This is a genomic window from Massilia cellulosiltytica (assembly GCF_047325105.1).
In the GTDB taxonomy this organism is placed as follows: Bacteria; Pseudomonadota; Gammaproteobacteria; order Burkholderiales; family Burkholderiaceae_D; genus Telluria; species Telluria orientalis.
The window spans coordinates 2,436,470-2,457,051 of the sequence record NZ_CP168562.1; the positions used below are offsets into that span (position 1 = coordinate 2,436,470).

A 20,582-nucleotide genomic window follows, 5' to 3' on the forward strand; every position below is an offset into this window, starting at 1 on the left:
GGTCAGGTGCGCCGGCGCAGCCGGGCGATCTTGTCGTCGTCGAGTTCGATGCCGAGCCCGGGGCCGGCCGGCAGGCGCAGCGCGAAGTCGGCGTATTCCAGCGGCGTGGCGAGGATTTCCTCGGTCAGCAGCAGCGGACCGAACAGTTCCGTGCCCCACGCCAGCGACGGGAACGTGGCAAAGAGCTGCGCGGACGCGATCGTGCCGATGGCGCCTTCCAGCATGGTGCCGCCGTACAGGGCGACGTCGGCCGCCTGCGCGATGGCCGCCACGTGCTGCGCGCCAGTCAGGCCGCCCGATTGCGTGATCTTGACGGCGAAGACGTCGGCCGCGCGCGCCGCCGCCAGGCGGAACGCATCGAGCGGGCCATGCAGCGCCTCGTCCGCCATCAGCGGCACGAGATTCATGGCGCGCAGCCGGCGCATGCCGTCATGGTTGGCGGCGGCGATGGGCTGCTCGACCAGGTCGGCGCCCGCGTCGTGCAGCAGGCGCATGCCCAGCACGGCGTCCGTCTCGCTCCACGCCTGGTTCACGTCCACGCGCACGCTGGCACGGTCGCCGAGGGCGCGCTTGATGGCGGCCACGTGGGCGGCGTCGGCGCGCACGGGGCGTTTGCCGATCTTCAGCTTGAACACGTTGTGGCGGCGCAGGTCGAGCATCCGTTCGGCCTCGTCGATGTCACGCGCGGTATCGCCGCTCGCCAGTGTCCAGGCGATGGGCAGGCTGTCGCGCACGCGGCCGCCGAACAGCGCCGACAAGGGCACGCCGAGGCGGCGCGCCTGGGCGTCGAACAGCGCCGTCTCGAGCGCGCACAGCGCGAAGCGATTGCCCTGCAGGCGGCTGCGCAGGTCGTTCATGCGCGCCGCGGGATTGGCCGCGTCGGCGCCGGCGAGGATCGGCACCATGTACGTCTCGATGTTGGCACGCATGCTCTCCGGGCTTTCCTCGCCGTAGGCCAGGCCGCCGATCGTGCTCGCTTCGCCCCAGCCGACGATGCCGTCGCCGCAGCGTATGCGCACGAGCACCATGTTTTGCTGCCGCATGGTGGCCACGGACAGCTGGTGTGGCCGGATCGTCGGCACGTCGAGGATCAGCACCTCGACACGCTCGATCCTGCTTTCAGGGTAGGTCATGGCATCCTCACAGTGAACGGAACAGCGGGCTGCGCGCGGCTTGCCCGGCGTCGGCCGCGGACAGGAATTTTTCGGTGAAGATGTCCTTCTCGAACAACCGGCCCTGCATCAGGGCCGCGATGCTCGCCTCGATCATCGGCGGCGGTCCGCACAGGTAGGCGCGCCAGCCGCGGAAATCGTGTTCGAACCGGCGTACTGCGAGTTCGTGCACGAAGCCGCGCGCGCCGGTCCACGGCGAATCGGCAGGTTCGCTGGACAGCACGGGCAGGTATTCGAAGTTCGGATGGCGCGCGGCCAGCTGCTCGAACTCGGTCCGGTAGTACAGCTCGTCCAGTCTGCGCGCACCCTGGATCAGGCGGATCGGGCGGGTGTCGCCGGATTCGAGCAGGTCCAGCACCATCGAACGTGGGCTGGACAGCCCCGAGCCGCCGGCGATGAACAGCAGCGGACGCGGGTCGCTCTTGCGCACGAAAAACCGCCCCAGCGGGCCGGACAGCATGACCTGTTCGCCGACCTGCAACTGGTCGTGCACATAAGGCGTCACTTTCCCGTCCGGCACGAGCCGGATGTTCAGTTCGATTTCACGCGACGACGGCGCGGACGCGATGGAAAATGCACGTGGCGCGGCGTCGCCGCCGAACCAGGCGTTCACGTATTGGCCCGGCTGGAAGGGCAGGGCATCCCCATGCTCGATGTCGAGGAACACCCCCTTGATGGTCGGGGTCAGCGTTTCGATGCGGGACACGCGCGCCTGGTAGTCCATCAGCGGCAGGCATTGCGCGTCCGGGTCCGGGTCGATGTCGGCTTCGATGGTGATGTCGGACTGCACGGTGGCACAGCAGGCAAGGCATTTGCCCTCGTCGCGCTCGAAGTCCATCAGGGCGAACGGCGAGGCCTCGCCGTGATCCAGTTCGCCGCCGGACGCCTGGACCTTGCACGTTCCGCACAGGCCGTGCCCGCAGGCGTGGGGCAGCCACACGCCCGCGCGCAGGCAGGCGTCGAGGATGGTCTGGCCCTCGGCCACGTCGACCGTCTGGCCCAGGGGCTCGATCGTCAGTTGGTAGCACATGGCGTTTCCTCCATCAATTGCCGCTGCCGCCGATGCCGGCGAGCTGGGGCGTTTGCAGGCGCAGTACGGTCTTGTGTCCGATGCCGTTGGCGGCGAGGCTGCCATCCGGATCGGGGACGAACGGTTCGCCGGCGCGCAGCCAGGCAGCCGCGCTCCAGTCGATGGCGGCGCCTTCGGGATGCGCGGCCAGCAGCGGCGCCAGTACGTCGCCCACCAGTGTCCGGAACGGCATATCCGGCGGCAGCGGCAGGGTGAACGGGCTGCAGAACAGCATGTGGCGATCCCAGCCGAAATACACGAGCTGGTTGCCATGGAAGTTCTCCACGCGGTCGCGAACGTCGCCCTCGTAGTTGGCTGCTAATGCGATGACAGGCATGTCGGTCTCCTCGCGTGCCGCTCAGGCGGCGTCATGGTTGTTGGTCCAGCGCTCCCAGTTGGCGCGGTCGGCGGAGTCGGCATAGTCGCCGCTGTCCTCGGGCTTCAGGTGGTACCAGTCGAGCACCTCGGGGAGCGTGGCGCCGCCACAGTTGCCCTGGAAAATCTGGTGCACGGGCAGCCAGGCTTGCACGTACTTCTCCGGCTCGCCCTTGAAGATGTCGCAGCAGCCGTCCGAGCAAAAGTGATACGTGTCGCCCTTGTGCTCGACCTGGCGGTAGCAGATCTGCGTCGGGTCGCCCGGCTCGGGGAAGGCCATCGGGATCTGGCAGATCTGGCACAGCATCGGCAGCCCCGGATTGGTCCAGCGCTTGCCGGCCTTGTGCTGCTCTTGCCAGTAGCGCAGGCGGGGCAGGTGGTATTGCTCGAACGTGTCGGGATACTGTTCCTTCAGCCATTGCAGTTCATGCTCTTCCGGCACCCAGGTGTGGATCGCGGCGGCATGGTTGAAGTTGTAGAAGATCGACCAGGCGATGTGCGACAGGTGGTCTTTCTCCTGCGCCGCCTGTTCGTGGTACTTGGGCATGCGCACGCCGTAGCGGGCCAGGTCGGCGAACAGCGCGCCGCCGTTCTGCTCGAAATAGATTTCCCACGCCTCCTTCCAGCTCATCACGCGCTTCGGCAGCATGTAGTCCATCATCATGGCCACCAGCGTGAGCAGGCGGTAGCCGCGCCAGAACCATTTGTCGACCCACTTCTGGATGATGGGCAGGTTGGCGGGGTCCTGCTCCAGCATGAACTTCACGACTTCGAGGCCGAGCGTCATGTGGCGCGATTCGTCGGACTGGGCGGAGAACCCGAAGGTCACGGTGGCCATGTCAAAGCCATCGAGGGCGTAGCCGACCGCGGACGCGAGGACGGCCTTGCGGGCGTAGACGTCCTGCTGCGCATCGTCCAGTTCCAGTTGTGTCGGCAGCATATCCGCCGCATTGCGAGTCGCCATGTTTGTCTCCTTGTGGTTTGGTTTTTGTATGGGGCTCAGGCCATCCGGCCCGGGCGCGTCAGCAATTCCGGACGCAGCAGGGCGGCCAGTTCGTCCTCTTCCATCAGCGCCATGGCATTGACGACCTGGACGACCGTGGCCCCCGAACGCACCACTTCCTTGGCGACGAGCGACGCTTTCTCGTAACCGATGTGCGGGTTCAGGGCCGTCGCGAGGCTGGCCGAGCGCTGCAGCTGGGCGGCCATGTGCTCGGCATTGGCGGTGATGCCGTCGACGCAGTTGTCGGCCAGCGTCCCGCACGCCGCGGACAGCACCTGGATGCCGTCGAACAGCAAATGGGCCATCAGCGGCTCGAACGCGTTCAATTGCAGCTGGCCGGCCTCGGCCGCGAGGGCGATGGCGACGTCGTTGCCGATGACCTGGAAGCAGACCTGGCTCACCACCTCGGGGATCACCGGGTTGACCTTGCCCGGCATGATGCTGGATCCCGCCGCCCGTTCCGGCAGGTTGATTTCGCGCAGGCCGGCGACGGGGCCGCTGGAAAGCAGGCGCAGGTCGTTCGAGATCTTGGACAGCTTGACGGCGATGCGCTTCAGCGCGGACGACAGGGTCACGAAATCGCTCGTATCCTGGGTCGCCTCGATCAGGTTCGGTGCCAGCCGGATCTCGGTGCCGTAGATGGTCGAGAGATAGGTGCAGGCGATCATGCCGTAGCGCGCGTCGCAGTTGATGCCGGTGCCGATCGCCGTGCCGCCGAGGTTGACGACCGTGAGGTCCTGCAGGGCCACGTCCAGGCGGTTCACTTCCGCGCGCAGCGTGTCGGCGAAGACACGGAATTCCTGGCCGAGCGTCATCGGCACGGCGTCCTGCAACTGGGTGCGTCCGACCTTGAGGACATCGTCGAAGCCCTCGGCCTTCAGCGCGAACGACTGGATCAGACCCTCGAGGGCAGGGCGCAGCATGCCCGTGGCGGCCTCGCGCAGGCCGAGCTTCAGCGCGCTCGGATACACGTCGTTGGTGCTCTGGCCGAGGTTCACGTGGTCGATGGGATGGACCACGCTGTAGCTGCCCCGGCCCGCGCCGAGCAGCTCCAGTGCCCGGTTGGCGACGACTTCGTTGGCGTTCATGTTGGTCGACGTACCGGCGCCGCCCTGGATCACGTCAACGACGAACTGCTCGCGCCAGCGGCCCTGCATCAGTTCTTCGCTCGCGCCGGCAATGGCCGACGCGCGCTTTTCGTCGAGCAGGCCGAGGACGCAGTTGGTTTTTGCTGCTGCGTACTTGATCGCGCCCAAAGCCCGGACCAGGGTCGGATACGTGCCGACCTGGCGCCCCGTGATCGGGAAATTGGCGACGGCCCGGGCGGTGTGCACACCCCAGTACGCATCGTCAGGCACTGAAAGGTTGCCAAGCAAATCCTTTTCCATGCGGCCCATGTTGTCTCCTTTTTTAGACAATGTTGACGTGTTGAAACGTTATTCAAGGTCGGCCACGGCGGATCAGCCGTTTCCGGTGTGAGAGTCGGTGCATCTGTCTCTTTTTTTAGATTATGGTCGAATTTTTTCGTTTTGCAAGCGCTTTTTTCGCGGTCTGTGGAAACATTTGCGGGCATGCAAAGATCTGCTATAGTGAGGAATCTAAATATTGAGACGACGATGAACGACCGGGTACAGACGACTTCCATGAACGGCGCCGAGATCGGCTCCCGTTTGCGCGCCTACAGGATCGGCGCCGGATTGCGCGCTGAACAGGTAGCTGAACTGCTCGGTATTTCCAGGGCGGCCGTGTACAGGATGGAAAAGGGCGAGATCGTGAAGATCGAGACGCTCGAGCGCCTGGCGGTGATATTGCGGACCTCGCTGGCGTCGATGCTGGGTGTGGGTACGGAGTACTACTCGTCCGCATTGGCCTATATCGAGCGCATGCGCCAGCTCGAGCAGGGCGCGACCAGGATCATGGCGCACTTCGAGCCCGTGTCGTTCCTGCTCACGTCGAGCGGCTATATCCGTCACCTGGAACAGATGCTGCGCGAGAGCGAGGACAGCCTGGCGGACGACCGCATCAGTGCGCTGATGTCGCTGCTGCAGGAACGGAAACGCGAGTACGCATCGCATCCGGCACCGATCGTGAGCCTGATCGGATTGCGGGAACTCGAACGCTTCGTTCACTTCGGCCTGATCGGCCGCATGGACCTGCCCCCGTCGGTCAAGATGGAACGCTCCCTCGCCGCGCGTGCGGAGGTGACCCGCATCGCGGCACTCCTCGAAGACTCGCCGCTGGACATGCAGATCGGGATCGTCGATGAAAGCATGCCGAATTCCACGTTCCAGATATTCGAGCGCCCCAGCGGGGCGTATGTCGCCGTCAGCCCGTTCCGGTTCGGCGAGTTTCCCAACATCTCGTGCGGGATCGCATCCGTGACTGCCGCGCCCGAAGCAGTCGCACTCTACAGCGACATGGTCGCCACGTTGTGGAAGCGCGCGTACAAGGGCAAGGAAGGCGCAGCGATACTACGCAAGATGCTGCAGCAGGTTTGAACATCAACTCAAGGCTGGAGAACCACCATGACTTTCGACGACATTACTCAACAGTTCGAGCACAGCCCGAACGGCAGCGGTACCGATGCCTTTCTCGCCGTGAAGGACGCCACGCGCGAACTGATGGGCAGCGACCCCGGCAACGCGGCCATTTATTTTCTCATCTACAATTTCGCGCGCAGCTACGTCATCCTGCACGACGATGAACCGATCTCGACCGAGTCCGCCAACGAGTCCAAGCAGCAGCTGCTTGGCTATATGAACCGCTTGAGCGCGGCACTCGGTCAGGGAGAAGCTGCATTGCTCGCCACGGCAAGTGCCGTGATCAACGAGTACATGGCGTCGAAGCGGCCGTTCTAGACAGGACCGTTCGCGTCGATCTCGGGATGCCCGAGAGGACTGTCTACGCGGCATCCAAGAGCGCCATGACGCGTTTTGCCTGGACCTGGGCGCTCGAACCGGCGCATACGGGAATGACCGCGAACGGCGCGGCGCCTGACCCGCCCGAAACGGAATCGTTCCGCGAAAATACCCCGGCCGGCAACATCGATGTCTCGCCATTCACCGGCTCCGGCGGCCCGGATCGTCCGCCGGGTTGTCATGCACGGTGTCGGTCGGGCCGGTTGCGGTAGTCAAAACGATCACCGGTTCATTGCCGGTCATCGCAAAGTGGTCTTGCCTGGACGCGACGGCGGCGCGGCGGGCGAGCGTCATGCCCAGCCCCACGCCGGCGCCGAGGCAGAGGGCGATGCACAGGGCGGCGAGGACGAAGGCGTGGGCGATCGCCGCCGGGTCGTCCCGTCCGCCGAGGACCGTGTAGAAGATCCCGCCGACCAGGGCCACGCTGAGCGCGGTGCTCACCTGCAGGGTCGAGCTGGCGATGCCGGCGATCATGCCGGCATGGGCGGGCGCTACGCGGCCCGTGATCATCGTCATCAGCGTCGGCAAGCCGAGCCCCTGTCCGAAGCCGATCAAGAACAGCAGGACGGCAAGCTGCCTGGATGCCGGCGCCATGCCGTCCGGCGTCGCGGAGATCAGCCATGCCAGGCCGAGGAAGCCGGCGGTTTCCAGTCCCATGCCGAGCGGATTGACCCATTCGCCCAGGTGCCGGCGGAAACAGGGCGTGGCCAGGGGCCCCAGCAGGAATCCGGCGCCGAAAGGCAGGAAGACCAGGCCGGCGTCCAGGGCGCTGACGCGCAAGGCATTCTGCAGATAGACCGAAAACAGCAGGAAGAAGGAACCGATCGAATAGAAGGACAGGGCGACCAGGAGGGCGCGGCCCAGCCCCGGCGCACGCAGGGCCGCGGGATCGAGCAGGGGCGCCCCGCCAGCCTGCGCGAGCCGGGTTTCGTAGCGCCAGAAGAGCCGGGCCAGCAGGGGCGCCGCAGCCAGCGACAGCCAGGACCACCAGGGCCATCCGGCCGCGCGGCCTTCGATCAGCGGCACGATCAGCAGCGCCAGCGTCAGCATCGACAAGACCATGCCGCCCGGGTCCAGTTTGCCCGAGCCTTGTCCGCCCGTCCGTTTCAAGAGAGGGATACCGAACAGGATCACCAGGATGGCTACCGGCAAGTTGACCAGGAAGACCGCGCGCCATCCCATGCCGAACAGGTCCAGCGCGATGAGGACGCCGCCCAGCGCCTGCCCGATGACCGAGGCCAGGCCGAACACCGCGCCGTACAGGCTGAGCGCCAGCGGCTTGTCGGATTCCGGGAAGATGGCCTGGATGGAGGCGAGCGCCTGCGGCGCCATGACCGCGGCGGTGATGCCCTGCAGGGCGCGCCCGGCAATGAGGGCCCAGGGCGACCAGGCGACACCGCACAGCAGCGACGCGGCGGTGAAGCCGATCAGGCCGAGGAAGAATACGCGGCTGCGGCCGAACAGGTCGCCGAGGCGCCCGCCCGTGATCAGGGTGACCGCATACAGCGCGGCATACGCGGAAATGACCATCTGCTCGGCCGAGGACGAGGTGCCCAGGTCACCCTGGATGGACGGCAGCGCCACGTTGACGATGAAGAAGTCGAGCGGTGGCAGGAAGGAGCCGACCAGCAGGACGGCGAACATCGCCCAGCGGCGCGGCTCGGGTGGGGCGGAATGAATTTGTGACATGACACCTCCTGGAATTTCAGCGCACCGTTTTCCTGGTGACGTCCGCGTCCACCGCAATGGCCGTCCCGCCGGCCGCTTCGATGTCGGCAACCACTTTTTCGGCACCGCTCCTGCTCGAGGCGTAATTGGCGACGACCTGCGCGCCGTCCGCCGCCAGGTGGCGGGCGATGGCCGCGCCGATACCCTTGGAAGCACCCGTCACGATGGCGACCTTGTCTTTCAACTTGTTCATGTTTGAGGTTTGCAATAGTTGGCAACGACGTCATGGTGACGCGTACACTATTGTGTGTGAACTGCCATGCATGTACATTTCACGTACATTTTTGTACGGAGTTATGAATGGAATGGAGCGACGTCCGGATTTTCCTGGCGGTAGTGCGTAGCGGATCGTTCGGCGAGGCCGCGCGGACCCTGGGTGTGAGCCATCCGACGGTAGGGCGCCGGATCAAGGCGCTCGAAGACGAGGCGGAGCAGGCGCTCTTCCGCAGGACCAGGGATGGATTGGTCCTCACGGACGCCGGGGATGCCGTGCTGGGCCTGGCGGAATCCATGGAAGATGCCGCGCTGGCCATGGAGAGGCGTCTGGCGGGCAACCACGAGCGCCTTGAAGGCATCTTGCGGATATCTGCCGCTGAATGGTTTGCGGGCTATGTCCTCGCACCCGTCCTGGCCGAACTGACGCACCGCCATCCGGCCGTGGTGCCGGAAGTGATCGCCAGCTACCGCTTGTTGAATCTGTCGCGCCGCGAGGCCGATGTGGCGTTTCGCATCGTGCCGTTCAGCGAGCCGGACATCGTCCAGCGCCGCCTGATGACGGTGCCTTACGGTCTGTACGGCTCGGCTGACACCGCGGCGGCGATGCAGAACGATCCGGCTTCGGTGGGATTGATTCTCATGAATACCGCGCAATCCCACTTTCCCGATGTCGCCTGGTTGCTCGACAGGTTCCCGCACTCGCGGCGGGTCTTCACAAGCACGAGCCGGGCCGTTCAGGCACAGATGTGCCTGCGCGGCATGGGCATTGCGGTATTGCCAAGGCCGCTGGGCGACGCAACGGCCGGCTTGCAGCGTATCGACACGCCGGACCAGCCGCCCGGCAGGGACGTCTGGGTCGGCTACCACCAGGACCTGCGGCATATGGACCGCCTGCGCGCGATGCTGGAAATCGCGGACGCCATGGTGCACACCGAGCCCCATGCTCGACAAACCTAATAGTTTTAGGTATTCTCCTAGCTATATTTGGAGGGGGATACCATGGCAAGGGCAGGACTGACAATCGACCGCCTGGTCGAGGCTGGCGCGAAGCTGGCCGATGCGTCCGGATTCGAGGCGGTCACGCCGAGCGCGCTTGCCAGGCAATTCGATGTGAAAGTCGCCAGCCTGTATTCCCATGTGGCCAGCGCGAACGACATCAAGGTCCGCGTCGCGCTGTATGCCCTGGACAAGCTGGCGGACCGAATTGCGGATGCGATCGCCGGCCGTGCCCGCCGGGACGCCTTGATCGCGCTCGCCGATGCCCACCGGGACTTTTCCAGGGCCCACCCGGGGCTCTTTGCCGCCGCGCGTCATCCGCTGGACGGCGAGGCGGCCGGGCGCAGCGGCGGGGCCAGGATCGCGCAGGCGACCCGGGCCGTCCTGCGCGGGTATGGGCTGGACGAGCATGCGCAAACACACGCGATCCGTCTCCTGGGCAGCGTGTTCCTCGGCTTCACGATGCTCGAGTCGTCGGGAAGCTTCGGCCACAGCCGGCCGTCGCCGGAGGCCTCCTGGCAGGTGACGCTCGACGCGCTGCATGCCATGCTTTGTTCGCTTGGAAAATGAGGGCAGGCCGATGACGCGATCATGCGCACAATGGTTCAGCACGCCGGTCACGGCAGCGATGCTGCGCGGCTGGATCGAACTCGAGAACACGCAATACGGGATCGTGCCGCACCGCTTGCCAGCCTGGGCACGCAGGCAATGGGCCGATCCGCAATTACTAATGGCGGAGGCGCAGCCGTCCGGCGTGCGCATCTGTTTCCGTACAGAGGCAACCGCAATCGAGTTGGAAGCCTTGCCGACCAGACGCGTCTACACCGGCCTGCCGCCGCGCCCGGACGGCACCTGGGACCTGGTGATCGACGGACGACTGGTCCGGCAAGGCACGATCCCTGGCGGACGTGTCGTGCGCATCGACCCGTCGACATGGTCCACGGGCACGGCGCCGTGGGCGGAGGTCGAGGAAGGGCGGCCTGGCCTGCTGCGCTTCGCCGATCTGCCGGCCGGCAGCAAGGAGGTAGAAATCTGGCTGCCTCACGACGAGGCCGCCGAGCTCTTCACCTTGCGCGGCAACGCAGCGCTGGACGCTTGCGGGCACAGTGGCCGAACTACATGGCTGCATCACGGCAGCTCGATCAGCCATGGCTCCAACGCCCGGCATCCGACGGGCATCTGGCCGGCCGTGGTGGCCCGTCTTGCCGGCGTCGATCTGCTGAACCTGGGCTTTGGCGGCAGTGCGCTGCTCGATCCTTTCGTGGCCCGCACCATCAGGGACCAGCAGGCCGACTTCATCAGCCTCAAGCTCGGTATCAATGTCGTCAACATGGATCTGATGCGCCTGCGCGGTTTTGGTCCGGCCGTGCATGGCTTCCTGGACACGATCCGCGACGGCCACAAGACGACACCACTCATGGTCCTGTCTCCCATCCTGTGCCCTATCCATGAAGATACGCCCGGCCCCTCGCTGCCCGTTTTTTCGGACGGACAATTGAAGTTCCAGGCCGCCGGCATGGACGAGGACGCTGCGAAGGGCAAGCTGACCTTGAGGATCATCCGCGACGTGCTCAAGGACATCGTGACGCAACGGCGCATCAGCGACCCGAACATCCATTATCTTGACGGGCGTGTCCTGTACGGCGGCGCGGATCATGCCCGCCTGCCGCTGCCCGACGGGCTGCATCCGGATGGTGCGACGCACGCGCTGATGGGAGAGCGGTTTGCCGCCGCAGCCTTCGGCGAGGGGCGTCCATTCGCTTGAAACCGGCTACCACGTGGCCTGGATACTATTGCCGCTGTCGAGGCTGGCTGCATCCTTGAATGCTGTCCCGCTGTTGGTGACCGTGTTGCCGCTGATCGTCCAGTTTTTCGGACCGCCTGCAGGTTCCGTGCCCGCGGCCGGATCATCTGCCAGATAAAGAGCGATGAATCCCGGTACGGTGTTATTGGAGATGGTGTTGTTGCTCACTACAGTGCCGGTGCTGCTGCCCAACAAAATGCCGCGAGGGGAGACGGGAGAGAGCGACGCATTGTCACGGATCGTGTTGTTCTCGATTGTCGTGCCTTGGGTGCCGTACCCAACCCAAATACCCAGAGTATTGCCGACCAGATCGTTATCGTGGATCCAGTTAGCGACGCCGGTCTTGTCATGGGTGGAGCCGGAATTGCCCAGCGCGATGGCGGCACGTTGCGAATTCGTGATCGGGTTGTTGGTGACTTCGTTGGCGTATTCATCTTCGCCGTGCAAATCGATCGAGTCGAGTCTGGTGCCGTCGAAGTGGCTATTGGTAATCAGGTTATTGTGCGCCCAATATTGCACGATCACGCCGTGGCGAATATACGGTGCCACGGTCGTATTGTTGTCGAACTTTACGAAATAAGTGTCTTTCAGCGGGTTACCCAGGAAAGGATTCGTGCCGGCATCCAGGTGGGAATCACCGGTGATGACGAATCCGTATCCTGCTCCGCCCCCGCCGACATCGGTGGCATTACGGGCGATCGAACTTTTCACCAGGATGTCGTGCGAACCGCCGCCGATACGCACGCCGATGCGGTCGAACTTTTCGCACACGACGCTGTCGATCGTGACATTGTAGGTATTCTTGCCGGTCGCAATCATGTTGAGCGGACCTCCGGCAGACGGATTGTTGTTCACCGTATCGGTGGAATAGGTACCAGCCCAGGTCGACGTGAACGTCAGATGGCCGACCACGATATCGTGCAAACCCATGATGGTCATGGCCGAACCGGCCAGGGAAAGGTCGGATTTGATGATGGCACCGTCGCGACTCTGACCCATGATATGGACCCCGCTCTTTTTCAAAGCGATCTTGGAAACGTTGTACGTCCCGTTCGGAAAATATACGGTGCTGCCAGGTGCGACATCGGCGAGAACGGCATCGATGGCTGCTTGGTCACTGATCGAGTTATCCGCCAGATCGATATTCTTGCCTAATTCGGCTGCCCGGGTGACGACATTGACGATCGTGGGTGCGGCGGCCGGCGTGGGAATCACATGGAGAGTGCCGTCTGATTCGCGCAGGCCAGGATTGCCCGGCGGGACTGTCGTGGTGATGGTGGATAACACTCTGCTGGTCCTGGTGCCGCTGACCGTATCGCCGGCGCCGCAACCGGCCACCAGCATGGTCATGGCCAGGCCGATACCCAATTTGTTGAAATTCGGATTGTTGATATTCATTGTCCCCTCCAATAGATTCATCTGTCCGTGCGTACGCGGTGTGGAAATACATAGGCCAACAATGGTCAGCCTACGGCTTGAAGTAAGGTTTGATGGACGGAATCGCGGCCGTCAATTCCGCCTGGACCATCCTGGCGAAGAATTCCGCGCCCTTGGCGCCGACGTGGGTATAGTCGAACGCCCGTTTCGGTGCGCCGACGACTTCGACGCCGTTCGGATTGGAAGAGACGGGTTCTTGTTCCGGCGGCGCCACCGCCAGCGTGTCGGCTTCTTTCTGGCCCATCGCCTGCAATGCCGCAATGCTGTCGGCATGCAGATCGAGGAAGGCCGCCTTTTCGCGAGCCGCGGCCACGCGGGTGGCCTCTGCCCAAGGTCCCAGCGTGTCTTTCAAATAGGGGCCCTTGAAGGTCCGGCGAGCGAGCGGCGAGACCAGGACCGGCACGCCGCCGAGCGCTTTCGTCTCGCTCGCGTAGCGCGACATATTGGGCCCGAACCCGGTAACGAGGTCGGTCGAACGCTCGCCCTTGCCGGGCTGGTCGTTGTGTCCGAACTGGATCAGCACATAAGTGGCGCTGAAGGCGTCCCCGTCGCGCAACAGGGTCTCGACTTCGGCCCAGCGTTGTTCCTGTCGGAACGTCGACGTGCTGCGGCCGCCGCGCGCCAGGTTGATGCACTTGGCTTCGGCAACGAAGCGCGCGCACAGGGCGTCGCCGTAGCCACTCCCGCTCGCCATGGTCGAGTCGCCGACGAGGATGACGCGGATAGGTTTGGGTAGGTCGGCAGCAGCGGAAAGACCGCCGCAAAGAACCAGGGCAATCGTTACGGAAAGAGTAAGGAAGCGTCGTGCCATGATGGTCTCCCGAATTAGAGATGGTCGTTAGCCGTGCGAGCCAATCTACAGGAGAAATCGTGTTGGTGCAACGATTTAGTGCATCGATTTAGTCGATTGGCAGGGTGCGCATGAATACAGGGAATTCGTGCGGGAGAATTTGGCGGCCGGTCTGGATTGCCGCGCTGCGGTCGGCGGCAGGCGGCCGCGGTCGATCGTCGCCAGCGAACGCAAGGATTCTGCCCGGCTGGTCGACGGTCAGGTCAGGGTGCAGTGTCCACGGATCAGGGATGACGCCGTTGCCAGCGATCCCGTCATGATGTCCTCATGGTGCGCTTGCGAGCGAGCGCGCAGGCAGCGCGGTCGATTCCCGCACGATCAGCTCCGGCGCGAACAAGGCGCCGCCGGGGGCAGAGGCGGGCGCCAGGATGCGCTGGACCGCTGCGTCGGCCATGGCCTGGATCGGCTGGCGTATGGTGGTCAGGGCCGGATCATGCGCGGCCGCGAAAAAAATGTCGTCGATGCCGATCAGCGAGCAATCCGCGGGAATCCGCTTGCCCAGCTGCTTGAGGCCGACCCCGACGCCGATTGCCATCATGTCGTTGATGGCAATGGCCGCGGTCGGCCTGGAGGGTGCCGCCAGGATGCGCGCCGCGCTGCTGCGGCCCATCTCGAATAACTGGGTGTCACCATGCGGGTCGCTGGGTATGTCGGAGGCGTCGGTAATCAACACCTCGCCGCTGATGCCGGCTTCGGCGACGGCGTGCTGGAAACCGCGCACCCGCTCCTGCCGGTTCAGGGTGAAGGGCGGGGGCGTCAGGAGCGCAATCGCACGGTGGCCGAGCGCGGCCAGATGCGCCACCGCGATCCCGGTGGCAGCCGCGTTGTCCATCGAAATGGTGTTGATGTGGGAATGGCGCTCGTCGGTTTGCTTGATGTCGAACGCCACCACCGGACAGCGCGCCGCGATCGATGCCAGGTGATTGGTGTCGCTGAGTGCCGAGCCGGTGATCACGCCCTGTACGCCATACGCCAGCAGGTCTGCCGTCAGGGTGCGCTCGCGCTCCGGGTCGCGAAATGTGCTGAAGGTCATGACGTGACAATGGTGGCGTGCGGCGGCGGCTTCCACCGCACAGGCCAGCGCCCCGAAGAACTGGTTGGCCAGCGACGGCACGAGCAGGCCGACCATGGCGGCGACGCCGGTCTTGAGCTGGCGCGCGGCAATGTTCGGACGGTAGCCCAGCTGCTTGATCGCCCATTCGATTTTGGCCTGCGTCTCCGGGCGCATCTGGCCCATCCGGTTGTTCAGGTAGTTCGAGATGCTCGAGGGGGATACGCCCGCCAGGCGCGCGACGTCCTGGATCTTTGGTTCGCTCATGGTTTCTCAGTCGGCTCAACATCCGGCGCACGGCATTGTCGCCTGGACAACCGCATTATAGTCCATGGTTCTAGTAAAACGATGCAAACAGGGGCCGCGCCAGCTGCAGCGCCATTCGGCAGAATACCTTGAAACCGATCGCATCAATCTGGGGAGATCCCCCGGGTCCGCTCGATGCCCCGTTGACGCGGACACGATTTGACAGTAACCTGCGCTGCCCTCACTAAATCGTTACAGTAAATCGCTTTAGTGTGGCGGAGCGAGGAAATCTCACACAAATTGAAAGAAGCAACCAATGAACGCACCTGATCGATACGCGGTGATCGGCCATCCGGTCGCCCACAGCAAGTCACCCCAGATCCACGCCGCGTTTGCCGGGCAGACCGGACAGAATCTTGCCTATGAGCGCTTGCTGGCCCCGCTGGACGGCTTTGCCACCTCCGTGCGCAGTTTCGTGGCGCAGGGCGGCAAGGGTTTGAGTGTGACCGTACCCTTCAAGCTCGAGGCGCACGGGCTGGCCGACATGCTGACCGCGCGCGCCCGTGCGGCCGGCGCGGTCAATGCGCTGCATATCGTCGACGGACGTATCGTGGGCGACAACACCGACGGCGCGGGCCTGGTGCGCGATATCGAACACGGCGCAGGGGTCGCGCTCGAGGGCAAGAAGGTCTTGATGCTCGGCGCGGGCGGTGCGGCGCGCGGTGCCGTCCTGCCGCTGCTGCAGGCGGGCACGGCATCGCTGACGATCGCCAATCGCACGGCAGCGAAAGCGGCCGGACTGGCTGCCGGGTTTGCCGCGCACGGGAACATCCTGGCCCGCGATTTTCATGCGCTGCAGGGCGGCTTCGATGTCGTCATCAACGCCACGTCGGCCAGCATGGACGATCAGTTGCCGCCGGTGCGCGCGGAGGTGTTCGCGTCCGGCGCCCTGGCTTACGACATGATGTACGGCAGGGAGCCAACCGTGTTCATGCGCTTCGCGGCCGAGCACGGCGTAGACACGCGGGACGGCTTGGGCATGCTGGTCGAACAGGCAGCGGAAGCCTTTCTACTGTGGCGCGCAGTGCGCCCCGACACGGCGCCGGTGTACACCGCACTGCGTGCCGGCGACCAGTGCACATCCCGGAAAGCGGAACAATTTCAATCGACTATTTAACCGGACCAAAACATGACTCAAGCAGTATCCCGCAGCACATTAGACACCCTCAAGACCGTCAGCACCGCCACCCTGACCTCCTTGCTGTACAAACGTGGCTTTCGCAATGTATTCATTCAGGGAGCGCGCCCGCTCAAGCCGGGGCAGCGCCTGGCCGGACCGGCTTACACCCTGCGCTACATCCCGTCGCGCGAGGATCTGGACGGCATCGAGACCTTCCGCGACCCGCGCCATCCGCAGCGCGTGGCGGTCGAGGAAATCCCCCCTGGCGCGGTGCTGGTCATGGACTGCCGCGGCGATGTCTCGGTGGCGTCGGCCGGCAGCATCCTGGCCACGCGCATGCAGGTGCGTGGCGCGGCCGGCATTGTCACGGACGGCGGATTGCGCGATGCCAGCGGTATCGCCCAGCTCGATATGCCGGCCTGGTGCGCCGGCCCCTCGGCGCCGACCAACCTGATCCGTCACCATGCGTTGGACCTGAACGCGCCCATCGGCTGCGGTGGGGTGCCCGTGTATCCCGGCGACATCATGGTCGGCGATGACGACGGCGTGGTATGCATCCCGGCCCACCTGGCCGAGGAGGTCGCGCGCGACGCGCTCGAGATGGAGCGTTTCGAGGACTTCGTGTTGGAACAGGTGGCAGGCGGCGCATCGATCATCGGCCTGTATCCCGCAACGGCTCCAGAGACCTTGCCGCTCTATGAAGCCTGGCGGGCACGCCGCGGCGCCTAGTAAGGACGGCACCCGGCGTGCGGCGAACCGGCGCTTCCAACCAACATGCAAGGATCCAATGGCTCACATGACAAACACACACGGCGTCGACATGGTCGCCGACGTTCGCTGCAGCGTGGGGGAAAGCCCGCTGTGGTGCACCGAACAGGCCGCATGGTACTGGGTCGACATTCCGGCCAGGACCATCTGGCGCCTGGATGCGGCGTCGGGCCGGCTCGACACCTGGCAAACGACGGAAATGGTCGCATCGATCGCGCTCAAGCAAAGCGGCGGCTTGATAGCGGGCATGGAGAGCGGCATTTTCAGCCTCGAACTGGGCAGTGGCCCAATGGCTGCCCAACGGAAGCTCGCGGCGCCGGCCGGGGGCCTGGGTCGCGGCATGCGTTTCAACGACGGTCGTTGCGATCGCCAGGGGCGATTCTGGAGCGGCACCATGTGCGCGGATATCGCCGCCAACCGGCCGCTGGGCAACCTGCATCGCTACACCGCGCAGCACGGTGTATCGGCGCCCGTCGTCTCGGGCCTGCTGGTGCAGAACGGCCTGGCCTGGTCGCCCGATGGGCGTACCATGTATCTGTCCGACTCGCATCCCCAACGCCAGCTGGTGTGGGCATTCGACTACGACGTCGACGACGGCATGCCGAGCAGGCAGCGCCTGTTCGTCGACATGAATGCGCTTGCCGGGCGGCCGGACGGGGCGGCGGTCGATAGCGACGGCTGCTACTGGATCTGTGGCAATGACGGCGGGTGCATCCTGCGCTTTACGCCTGATGGAAGGCTGGACAGGCGCATCGATGTACCGATGTTGAAACCCTCCATGTGCAGCTTCGGCGGCGCCGGGCTCGACACCCTGCTGGTGACGTCCATCTCCGCCGGCAAGGCCGAGGGGGACGACTGGGCCGGGGCGGTCGTCCTGCTGCGCCCTGGCGTCACAGGCGTGGCGGAAACCCTGTTTCGCGGTTGAGCGCACCGTGCCGGGTTACCGCGACTGATACGTGACGATGCCGGGCGAACCCGGCATCGTCACGGCACTGTAACGTTACAGTGATCCGCCGTGGAAAAGCTGCCGCTGGTTCAGAACGAGTAGGTCGCCCGCAGGTTGAACGCGCGGCCCACCGGACTGGCTTGCCCGCTGAGGTAACCCTCGTTGCGGTAGTTCGCGGCCGGCGGATCGCGGTCGAACACGTTGTTCACCCCGGCCATGATCGACCAGTTGCGCGACCCCGTGTAGGCGAGCGACCAGTTCACCAGCAGGTAGGGGTCGATGCGGTGGTAGAACAGGGAGCCGGCGTTCAAGTCTTCGAAGCTCTGCCTGTACTGCTCCGACAGCGTCGAGCTCCAGTGGCCGCCGCTGCTGCGCCATTTCTGCGACGCCGTGTAGCGCCAGCGGTAGGTGAACACGTTGGCGTCAAGCGGGCCGAAGGTGTTGACGCTGTCGATCCAGGGGCTGTCGTTGGTCAGGCGGGTGCGGAAGCTGTGCACGTAGGTGCCGTCGAACTGGAGGCCAAAGGTGCCCCAGCGCGTGCGCGGCAGCGTGTAGGTGGCCGTCACGTCGATGCCGTCGGTGCGCTGGCCACCCATGTTGTTCAGGCGGTCGTCGATGTACAGCAGGGCGTTGGTCTTCGGATCGCGTACGAACAGGCTCGCATACTGCGGCTGGAACAGCGTGGCCTGCGCCATCTGGCCGATCGCGTCGCGCAGGCGCACATTCCAGTAGTCGAGCGAGACCAGCAACGATCTGGTCGGCGTGAGCACGACGCCGAAATTGATCGTACGCGACTTCTCGGGCCCGATCGAGGGGTTGGCGCCGGTGTTGATCGGGAGCCTGGCGGTGCACACCGTGGTGGGCGAATAGCCGGGCAGGGCGGTGCCGCCCGAATTGCCGCCTGGCGCGCCGCCAGGGCACAACAGCGGGTCGTTGTAGGTGGTGGTCGTCACGCCGGTGGGACCGTTGACGGCGCCGAAGTAGCGCTCGCCCAGCGTCGGCGCGCGGAAACCCGTGCCGACCGCGCCGCGCAGCATCAGCCAGTCGGACGGCTTGTAGCGGAAGCTGATCTTGGGATTGGTGGTGCTGCCGAAGTCGTTGTAGCGGTCCGTACGCACGGCGACGTCGACGTCCAGTGCCTTGGTCAGCGGCGCGTCCAGTTCCACATACATCGACGCGACGTTGCGTGACGCGTGCACGTCGACCGCGGCGGTGGCGGAGCCGGTCTGGCCGCCCGACAGCGCGACGGTCGGCGGCACGAACGAGCGGCCAAAGTCGTGATAGGTCGTGGCGCCGGCGGCGACGGCCAGCGGGCCGCCCGGGAGCCGCATCAGTTCCCGGCTGACGGTGAGGTCGGCGCCGGTCAGGCGCGTCAATCCCTTGCCGGCCAGTTCTCCGTCGGTCGAGATACTCGCGAGGTAGGCTTTCCCCTTGTCGTCCTGCAGGCCGAAGGGATTCAGGACGCCGTTGGCCACGCCGGCCAGGAGACCATAGCTGTTGACGAAGCCGGAACGGAATGAGGAATTGGTCGCGTAGACCGCGTTCCATATACCGACCTTGTAATCCCAGGCGCCAAGGCGGCCTTCGTCCTCGAGCGTCACGCGCGACTGCGACTTCTGGTAGTTCAGCACGGTCGGGCCGAGGTCGCCGATCAGCGACCAGGCCAGCGTCAGCGTCTGGTCGGTGATGCCGGCCATCGCGGGCGTGATGCCCTTGCCCGGATAATACGGGCTGCCCGGCGTGATGGTGAGGGCCGGGAAATTCTGGATCGAGGCGTCCAGGCCCGTGGTCGGGTTCTTTACCGGACGGACATAAATCGTGGAATACAGCACCGTGGCCGTCAGCTTGTTGTCCTCGGATAGCATCTTCGAGCCCTTGAGGAACAGCGAGGACTGCTTCTTCGCCGTGGTCAGCGTCAGCGTGTTGGCGTTCGCGATCGCCGAGCAGGTGTTGCTGGTGCCGGGCTTCGAATACGGCGGCAGGCAGCCGCGGTCGAAATAGGGGTTGCCGGTGATGGTCTTGTTGCCGACCTTGGTCGAGCCGTTGGCCAGCGTGACGTTGGCCGGCACCGCGTTGGTGCCCTTGGTCAGGTGCGGCGCCGCGAAGCCGGCGCTCATCAGCCGTTCGGTACTGGTGATGTTGGGGCGGGCGTCCTGGCCGAGCGGAATGTTGTTGTTCAGGTCGCCTGTGACGTAGACATTCCAGCCGTCGCTCGATAGATTGCCCTTGCCGGCGATGAAGGAGAGCCCTTCGGTCTCGCCGCCGCCGCTGCGCTGCGGCACGCTGCCCTTGACCGTGAACGAGGCGCCGCTGTGCGCCTTCTTCGTGACGAAGTTGATGACGCCGCCGATGGCGTCGCTGCCGTACACCGACGAGGCGCCGTCGCGCAGCACCTCGGTGCGGTCGAGGGCGCTGACAGGGATCGTGTTCGGGTCGATTGCGCTGTCGGACAGGCGCTTGCCGTCGAGCAGGACGAGGGTGCGTGCGGTCCCGATGCCGCGCATGTTCGCGCCGTTGCCGTTGCCGGCGCCGGTGGCCGGCTCGTAGTCGGCCGCGGTCGACATCGACATCAGGATGTCCGCAACCGTGATCGCGCCCTGGGCGACCCAGTCCTCGGCCTTGGTGACCGTGACCGGCAGCGGCTGGTCGGCGGCGGCGCGCTTGATGCTGGAACCGGTGATCTCGACTTTGCTGACCGCGTCCGCGGCCGGCGTTTGCTGGGCGTGGGATGCGGGCGCCAGGCCCAGCAGGGCCAGGGTGACTGCCGCGGCGATCGGCGCGCGGGTGAACTGGCCGGGGTGAATTATCGTATGCAAAACCTCT

The 20,582-nt window shown here is 65.1% G+C and carries 17 protein-coding genes and 2 pseudogenes; 8 read left to right on the top strand and 11 right to left on the bottom strand.

The genetic code is table 11. From position 1 onward, the window contains the following. Nucleotides 1-2 precede the first annotated feature (2 nt). From ACEN9H_RS10910 to ACEN9H_RS10930, 5 genes and pseudogenes are all read right to left on the bottom strand, one after another. Nucleotides 3-1,133, bottom strand: coding sequence for a muconate/chloromuconate family cycloisomerase (locus tag ACEN9H_RS10910; RefSeq protein WP_413674744.1), 1,131 nt, complete (start codon nucleotides 1,131-1,133; stop codon nucleotides 3-5). A gap of 7 nt (nucleotides 1,134-1,140) precedes the next feature. After that, entirely contained in the window at nucleotides 1,141-2,202 is a 1,062-nt protein-coding gene (locus ACEN9H_RS10915; protein ID WP_056135123.1) for an NADH:ubiquinone reductase (Na(+)-transporting) subunit F, read from the bottom strand. A 13-nt stretch (nucleotides 2,203-2,215) separates the two neighbouring features. After that, nucleotides 2,216-2,578, bottom strand: coding sequence for a phenol hydroxylase subunit P4 (locus ACEN9H_RS10920; RefSeq protein ID WP_413674745.1), 363 nt, complete (start codon nucleotides 2,576-2,578; stop codon nucleotides 2,216-2,218). Nucleotides 2,579-2,599: 21 nt separating this feature from the next. Further along, nucleotides 2,600-3,478, bottom strand: a pseudogene (locus ACEN9H_RS10925) (YHS domain-containing protein); the annotation flags it as partial. Nucleotides 3,479-3,615: 137 nt separating this feature from the next. After that, nucleotides 3,616-5,016 (bottom strand): aspartate ammonia-lyase, encoded by a 1,401-nt coding sequence (locus tag ACEN9H_RS10930; RefSeq protein WP_413674746.1) that lies wholly within the window; start codon nucleotides 5,014-5,016, stop codon nucleotides 3,616-3,618. 219 nt (nucleotides 5,017-5,235) lie between these two features. Here ACEN9H_RS10930 and ACEN9H_RS10935 point away from each other — a divergent pair, with 219 nt between their 5' ends. After that, nucleotides 5,236-6,117 carry a helix-turn-helix domain-containing protein gene (locus ACEN9H_RS10935; RefSeq protein WP_056134963.1) on the top strand — a complete coding sequence of 294 codons (882 nt, stop codon included), beginning with the start codon at nucleotides 5,236-5,238 and terminating at the stop codon, nucleotides 6,115-6,117. A gap of 27 nt (nucleotides 6,118-6,144) precedes the next feature. Next, nucleotides 6,145-6,477: a hypothetical protein gene (locus ACEN9H_RS10940; protein ID WP_413674747.1), complete on the top strand. Its 333-nt coding sequence runs from the start codon at nucleotides 6,145-6,147 to the stop codon at nucleotides 6,475-6,477. A 201-nt stretch (nucleotides 6,478-6,678) separates the two neighbouring features. On the opposite strand, the gene ACEN9H_RS10945 is transcribed toward ACEN9H_RS10940, so the two are convergent. Both ACEN9H_RS10945 and ACEN9H_RS10950 read right to left on the bottom strand, forming a co-directional pair. Next, a complete protein-coding gene (locus ACEN9H_RS10945; protein ID WP_413674748.1) occupies nucleotides 6,679-8,226 on the bottom strand; it encodes an MFS transporter in 1,548 nt (515 codons plus the stop codon). A 31-nt stretch (nucleotides 8,227-8,257) separates the two neighbouring features. Further along, nucleotides 8,258-8,458 (bottom strand): annotated as a pseudogene (locus tag ACEN9H_RS10950) (SDR family NAD(P)-dependent oxidoreductase); the annotation flags it as partial. 107 nt (nucleotides 8,459-8,565) lie between these two features. On the opposite strand from ACEN9H_RS10950, the gene ACEN9H_RS10955 reads away from it, so the two are divergent. The 3 genes from ACEN9H_RS10955 to ACEN9H_RS10965 are packed head-to-tail and all read left to right on the top strand — an operon-like array spanning nucleotide 8,566 to nucleotide 11,242. Continuing rightward, nucleotides 8,566-9,438: a LysR family transcriptional regulator gene (locus ACEN9H_RS10955; protein WP_413674749.1), complete on the top strand. Its 873-nt coding sequence runs from the start codon at nucleotides 8,566-8,568 to the stop codon at nucleotides 9,436-9,438. Between the two features lie 42 nt (nucleotides 9,439-9,480). Next, a complete protein-coding gene (locus tag ACEN9H_RS10960; protein ID WP_413674750.1) occupies nucleotides 9,481-10,047 on the top strand; it encodes a TetR/AcrR family transcriptional regulator in 567 nt (188 codons plus the stop codon). Nucleotides 10,048-10,057: 10 nt separating this feature from the next. Next, nucleotides 10,058-11,242 (top strand): SGNH/GDSL hydrolase family protein, encoded by a 1,185-nt coding sequence (locus tag ACEN9H_RS10965; RefSeq protein ID WP_056134947.1) that lies wholly within the window; start codon nucleotides 10,058-10,060, stop codon nucleotides 11,240-11,242. Between the two features lie 6 nt (nucleotides 11,243-11,248). Here the strand turns inward: ACEN9H_RS10965 and ACEN9H_RS10970 are convergent, their stop codons facing one another. The 3 genes from ACEN9H_RS10970 to ACEN9H_RS10980 all read right to left on the bottom strand — a co-directional run bounded on the left by ACEN9H_RS10970 (nucleotide 11,249) and on the right by ACEN9H_RS10980 (nucleotide 14,886). Further along, nucleotides 11,249-12,679, bottom strand: a complete 1,431-nt coding sequence (locus tag ACEN9H_RS10970; protein ID WP_413674751.1) for a NosD domain-containing protein — start codon at nucleotides 12,677-12,679, stop codon at nucleotides 11,249-11,251. Between the two features lie 70 nt (nucleotides 12,680-12,749). Then, nucleotides 12,750-13,529 (bottom strand): rhamnogalacturonan acetylesterase, encoded by a 780-nt coding sequence (locus tag ACEN9H_RS10975; protein WP_056134941.1) that lies wholly within the window; start codon nucleotides 13,527-13,529, stop codon nucleotides 12,750-12,752. 304 nt (nucleotides 13,530-13,833) lie between these two features. Then, complete coding sequence (locus ACEN9H_RS10980; RefSeq protein ID WP_056134938.1) at nucleotides 13,834-14,886, bottom strand: LacI family DNA-binding transcriptional regulator; 1,053 nt, start codon at nucleotides 14,884-14,886, stop codon at nucleotides 13,834-13,836. A gap of 295 nt (nucleotides 14,887-15,181) precedes the next feature. Between ACEN9H_RS10980 and aroE the strand changes: the two genes are divergently transcribed. From aroE to ACEN9H_RS10995, 3 genes are all read left to right on the top strand, one after another. Continuing rightward, on the top strand, nucleotides 15,182-16,042 hold the full coding sequence (gene aroE / locus ACEN9H_RS10985; protein WP_413674752.1) for a shikimate dehydrogenase: 861 nt from the start codon (nucleotides 15,182-15,184) through the stop codon (nucleotides 16,040-16,042). Nucleotides 16,043-16,054: 12 nt separating this feature from the next. Next, the gene (locus tag ACEN9H_RS10990) at nucleotides 16,055-16,774 is read left to right on the top strand and encodes a ribonuclease activity regulator RraA (RefSeq protein ID WP_413674753.1); all 720 of its coding nucleotides are present in this window, start codon (nucleotides 16,055-16,057) and stop codon (nucleotides 16,772-16,774) included. Nucleotides 16,775-16,841: 67 nt separating this feature from the next. Beyond that, nucleotides 16,842-17,738, top strand: coding sequence for an SMP-30/gluconolactonase/LRE family protein (locus ACEN9H_RS10995; protein ID WP_413674754.1), 897 nt, complete (start codon nucleotides 16,842-16,844; stop codon nucleotides 17,736-17,738). Between the two features lie 110 nt (nucleotides 17,739-17,848). Here ACEN9H_RS10995 and ACEN9H_RS11000 read toward each other — a convergent pair whose 3' ends face one another. Further along, a complete protein-coding gene (locus ACEN9H_RS11000; protein WP_413674755.1) occupies nucleotides 17,849-20,575 on the bottom strand; it encodes a TonB-dependent receptor plug domain-containing protein in 2,727 nt (908 codons plus the stop codon). Between the last annotated feature and the right edge of the window lie 7 nt (nucleotides 20,576-20,582).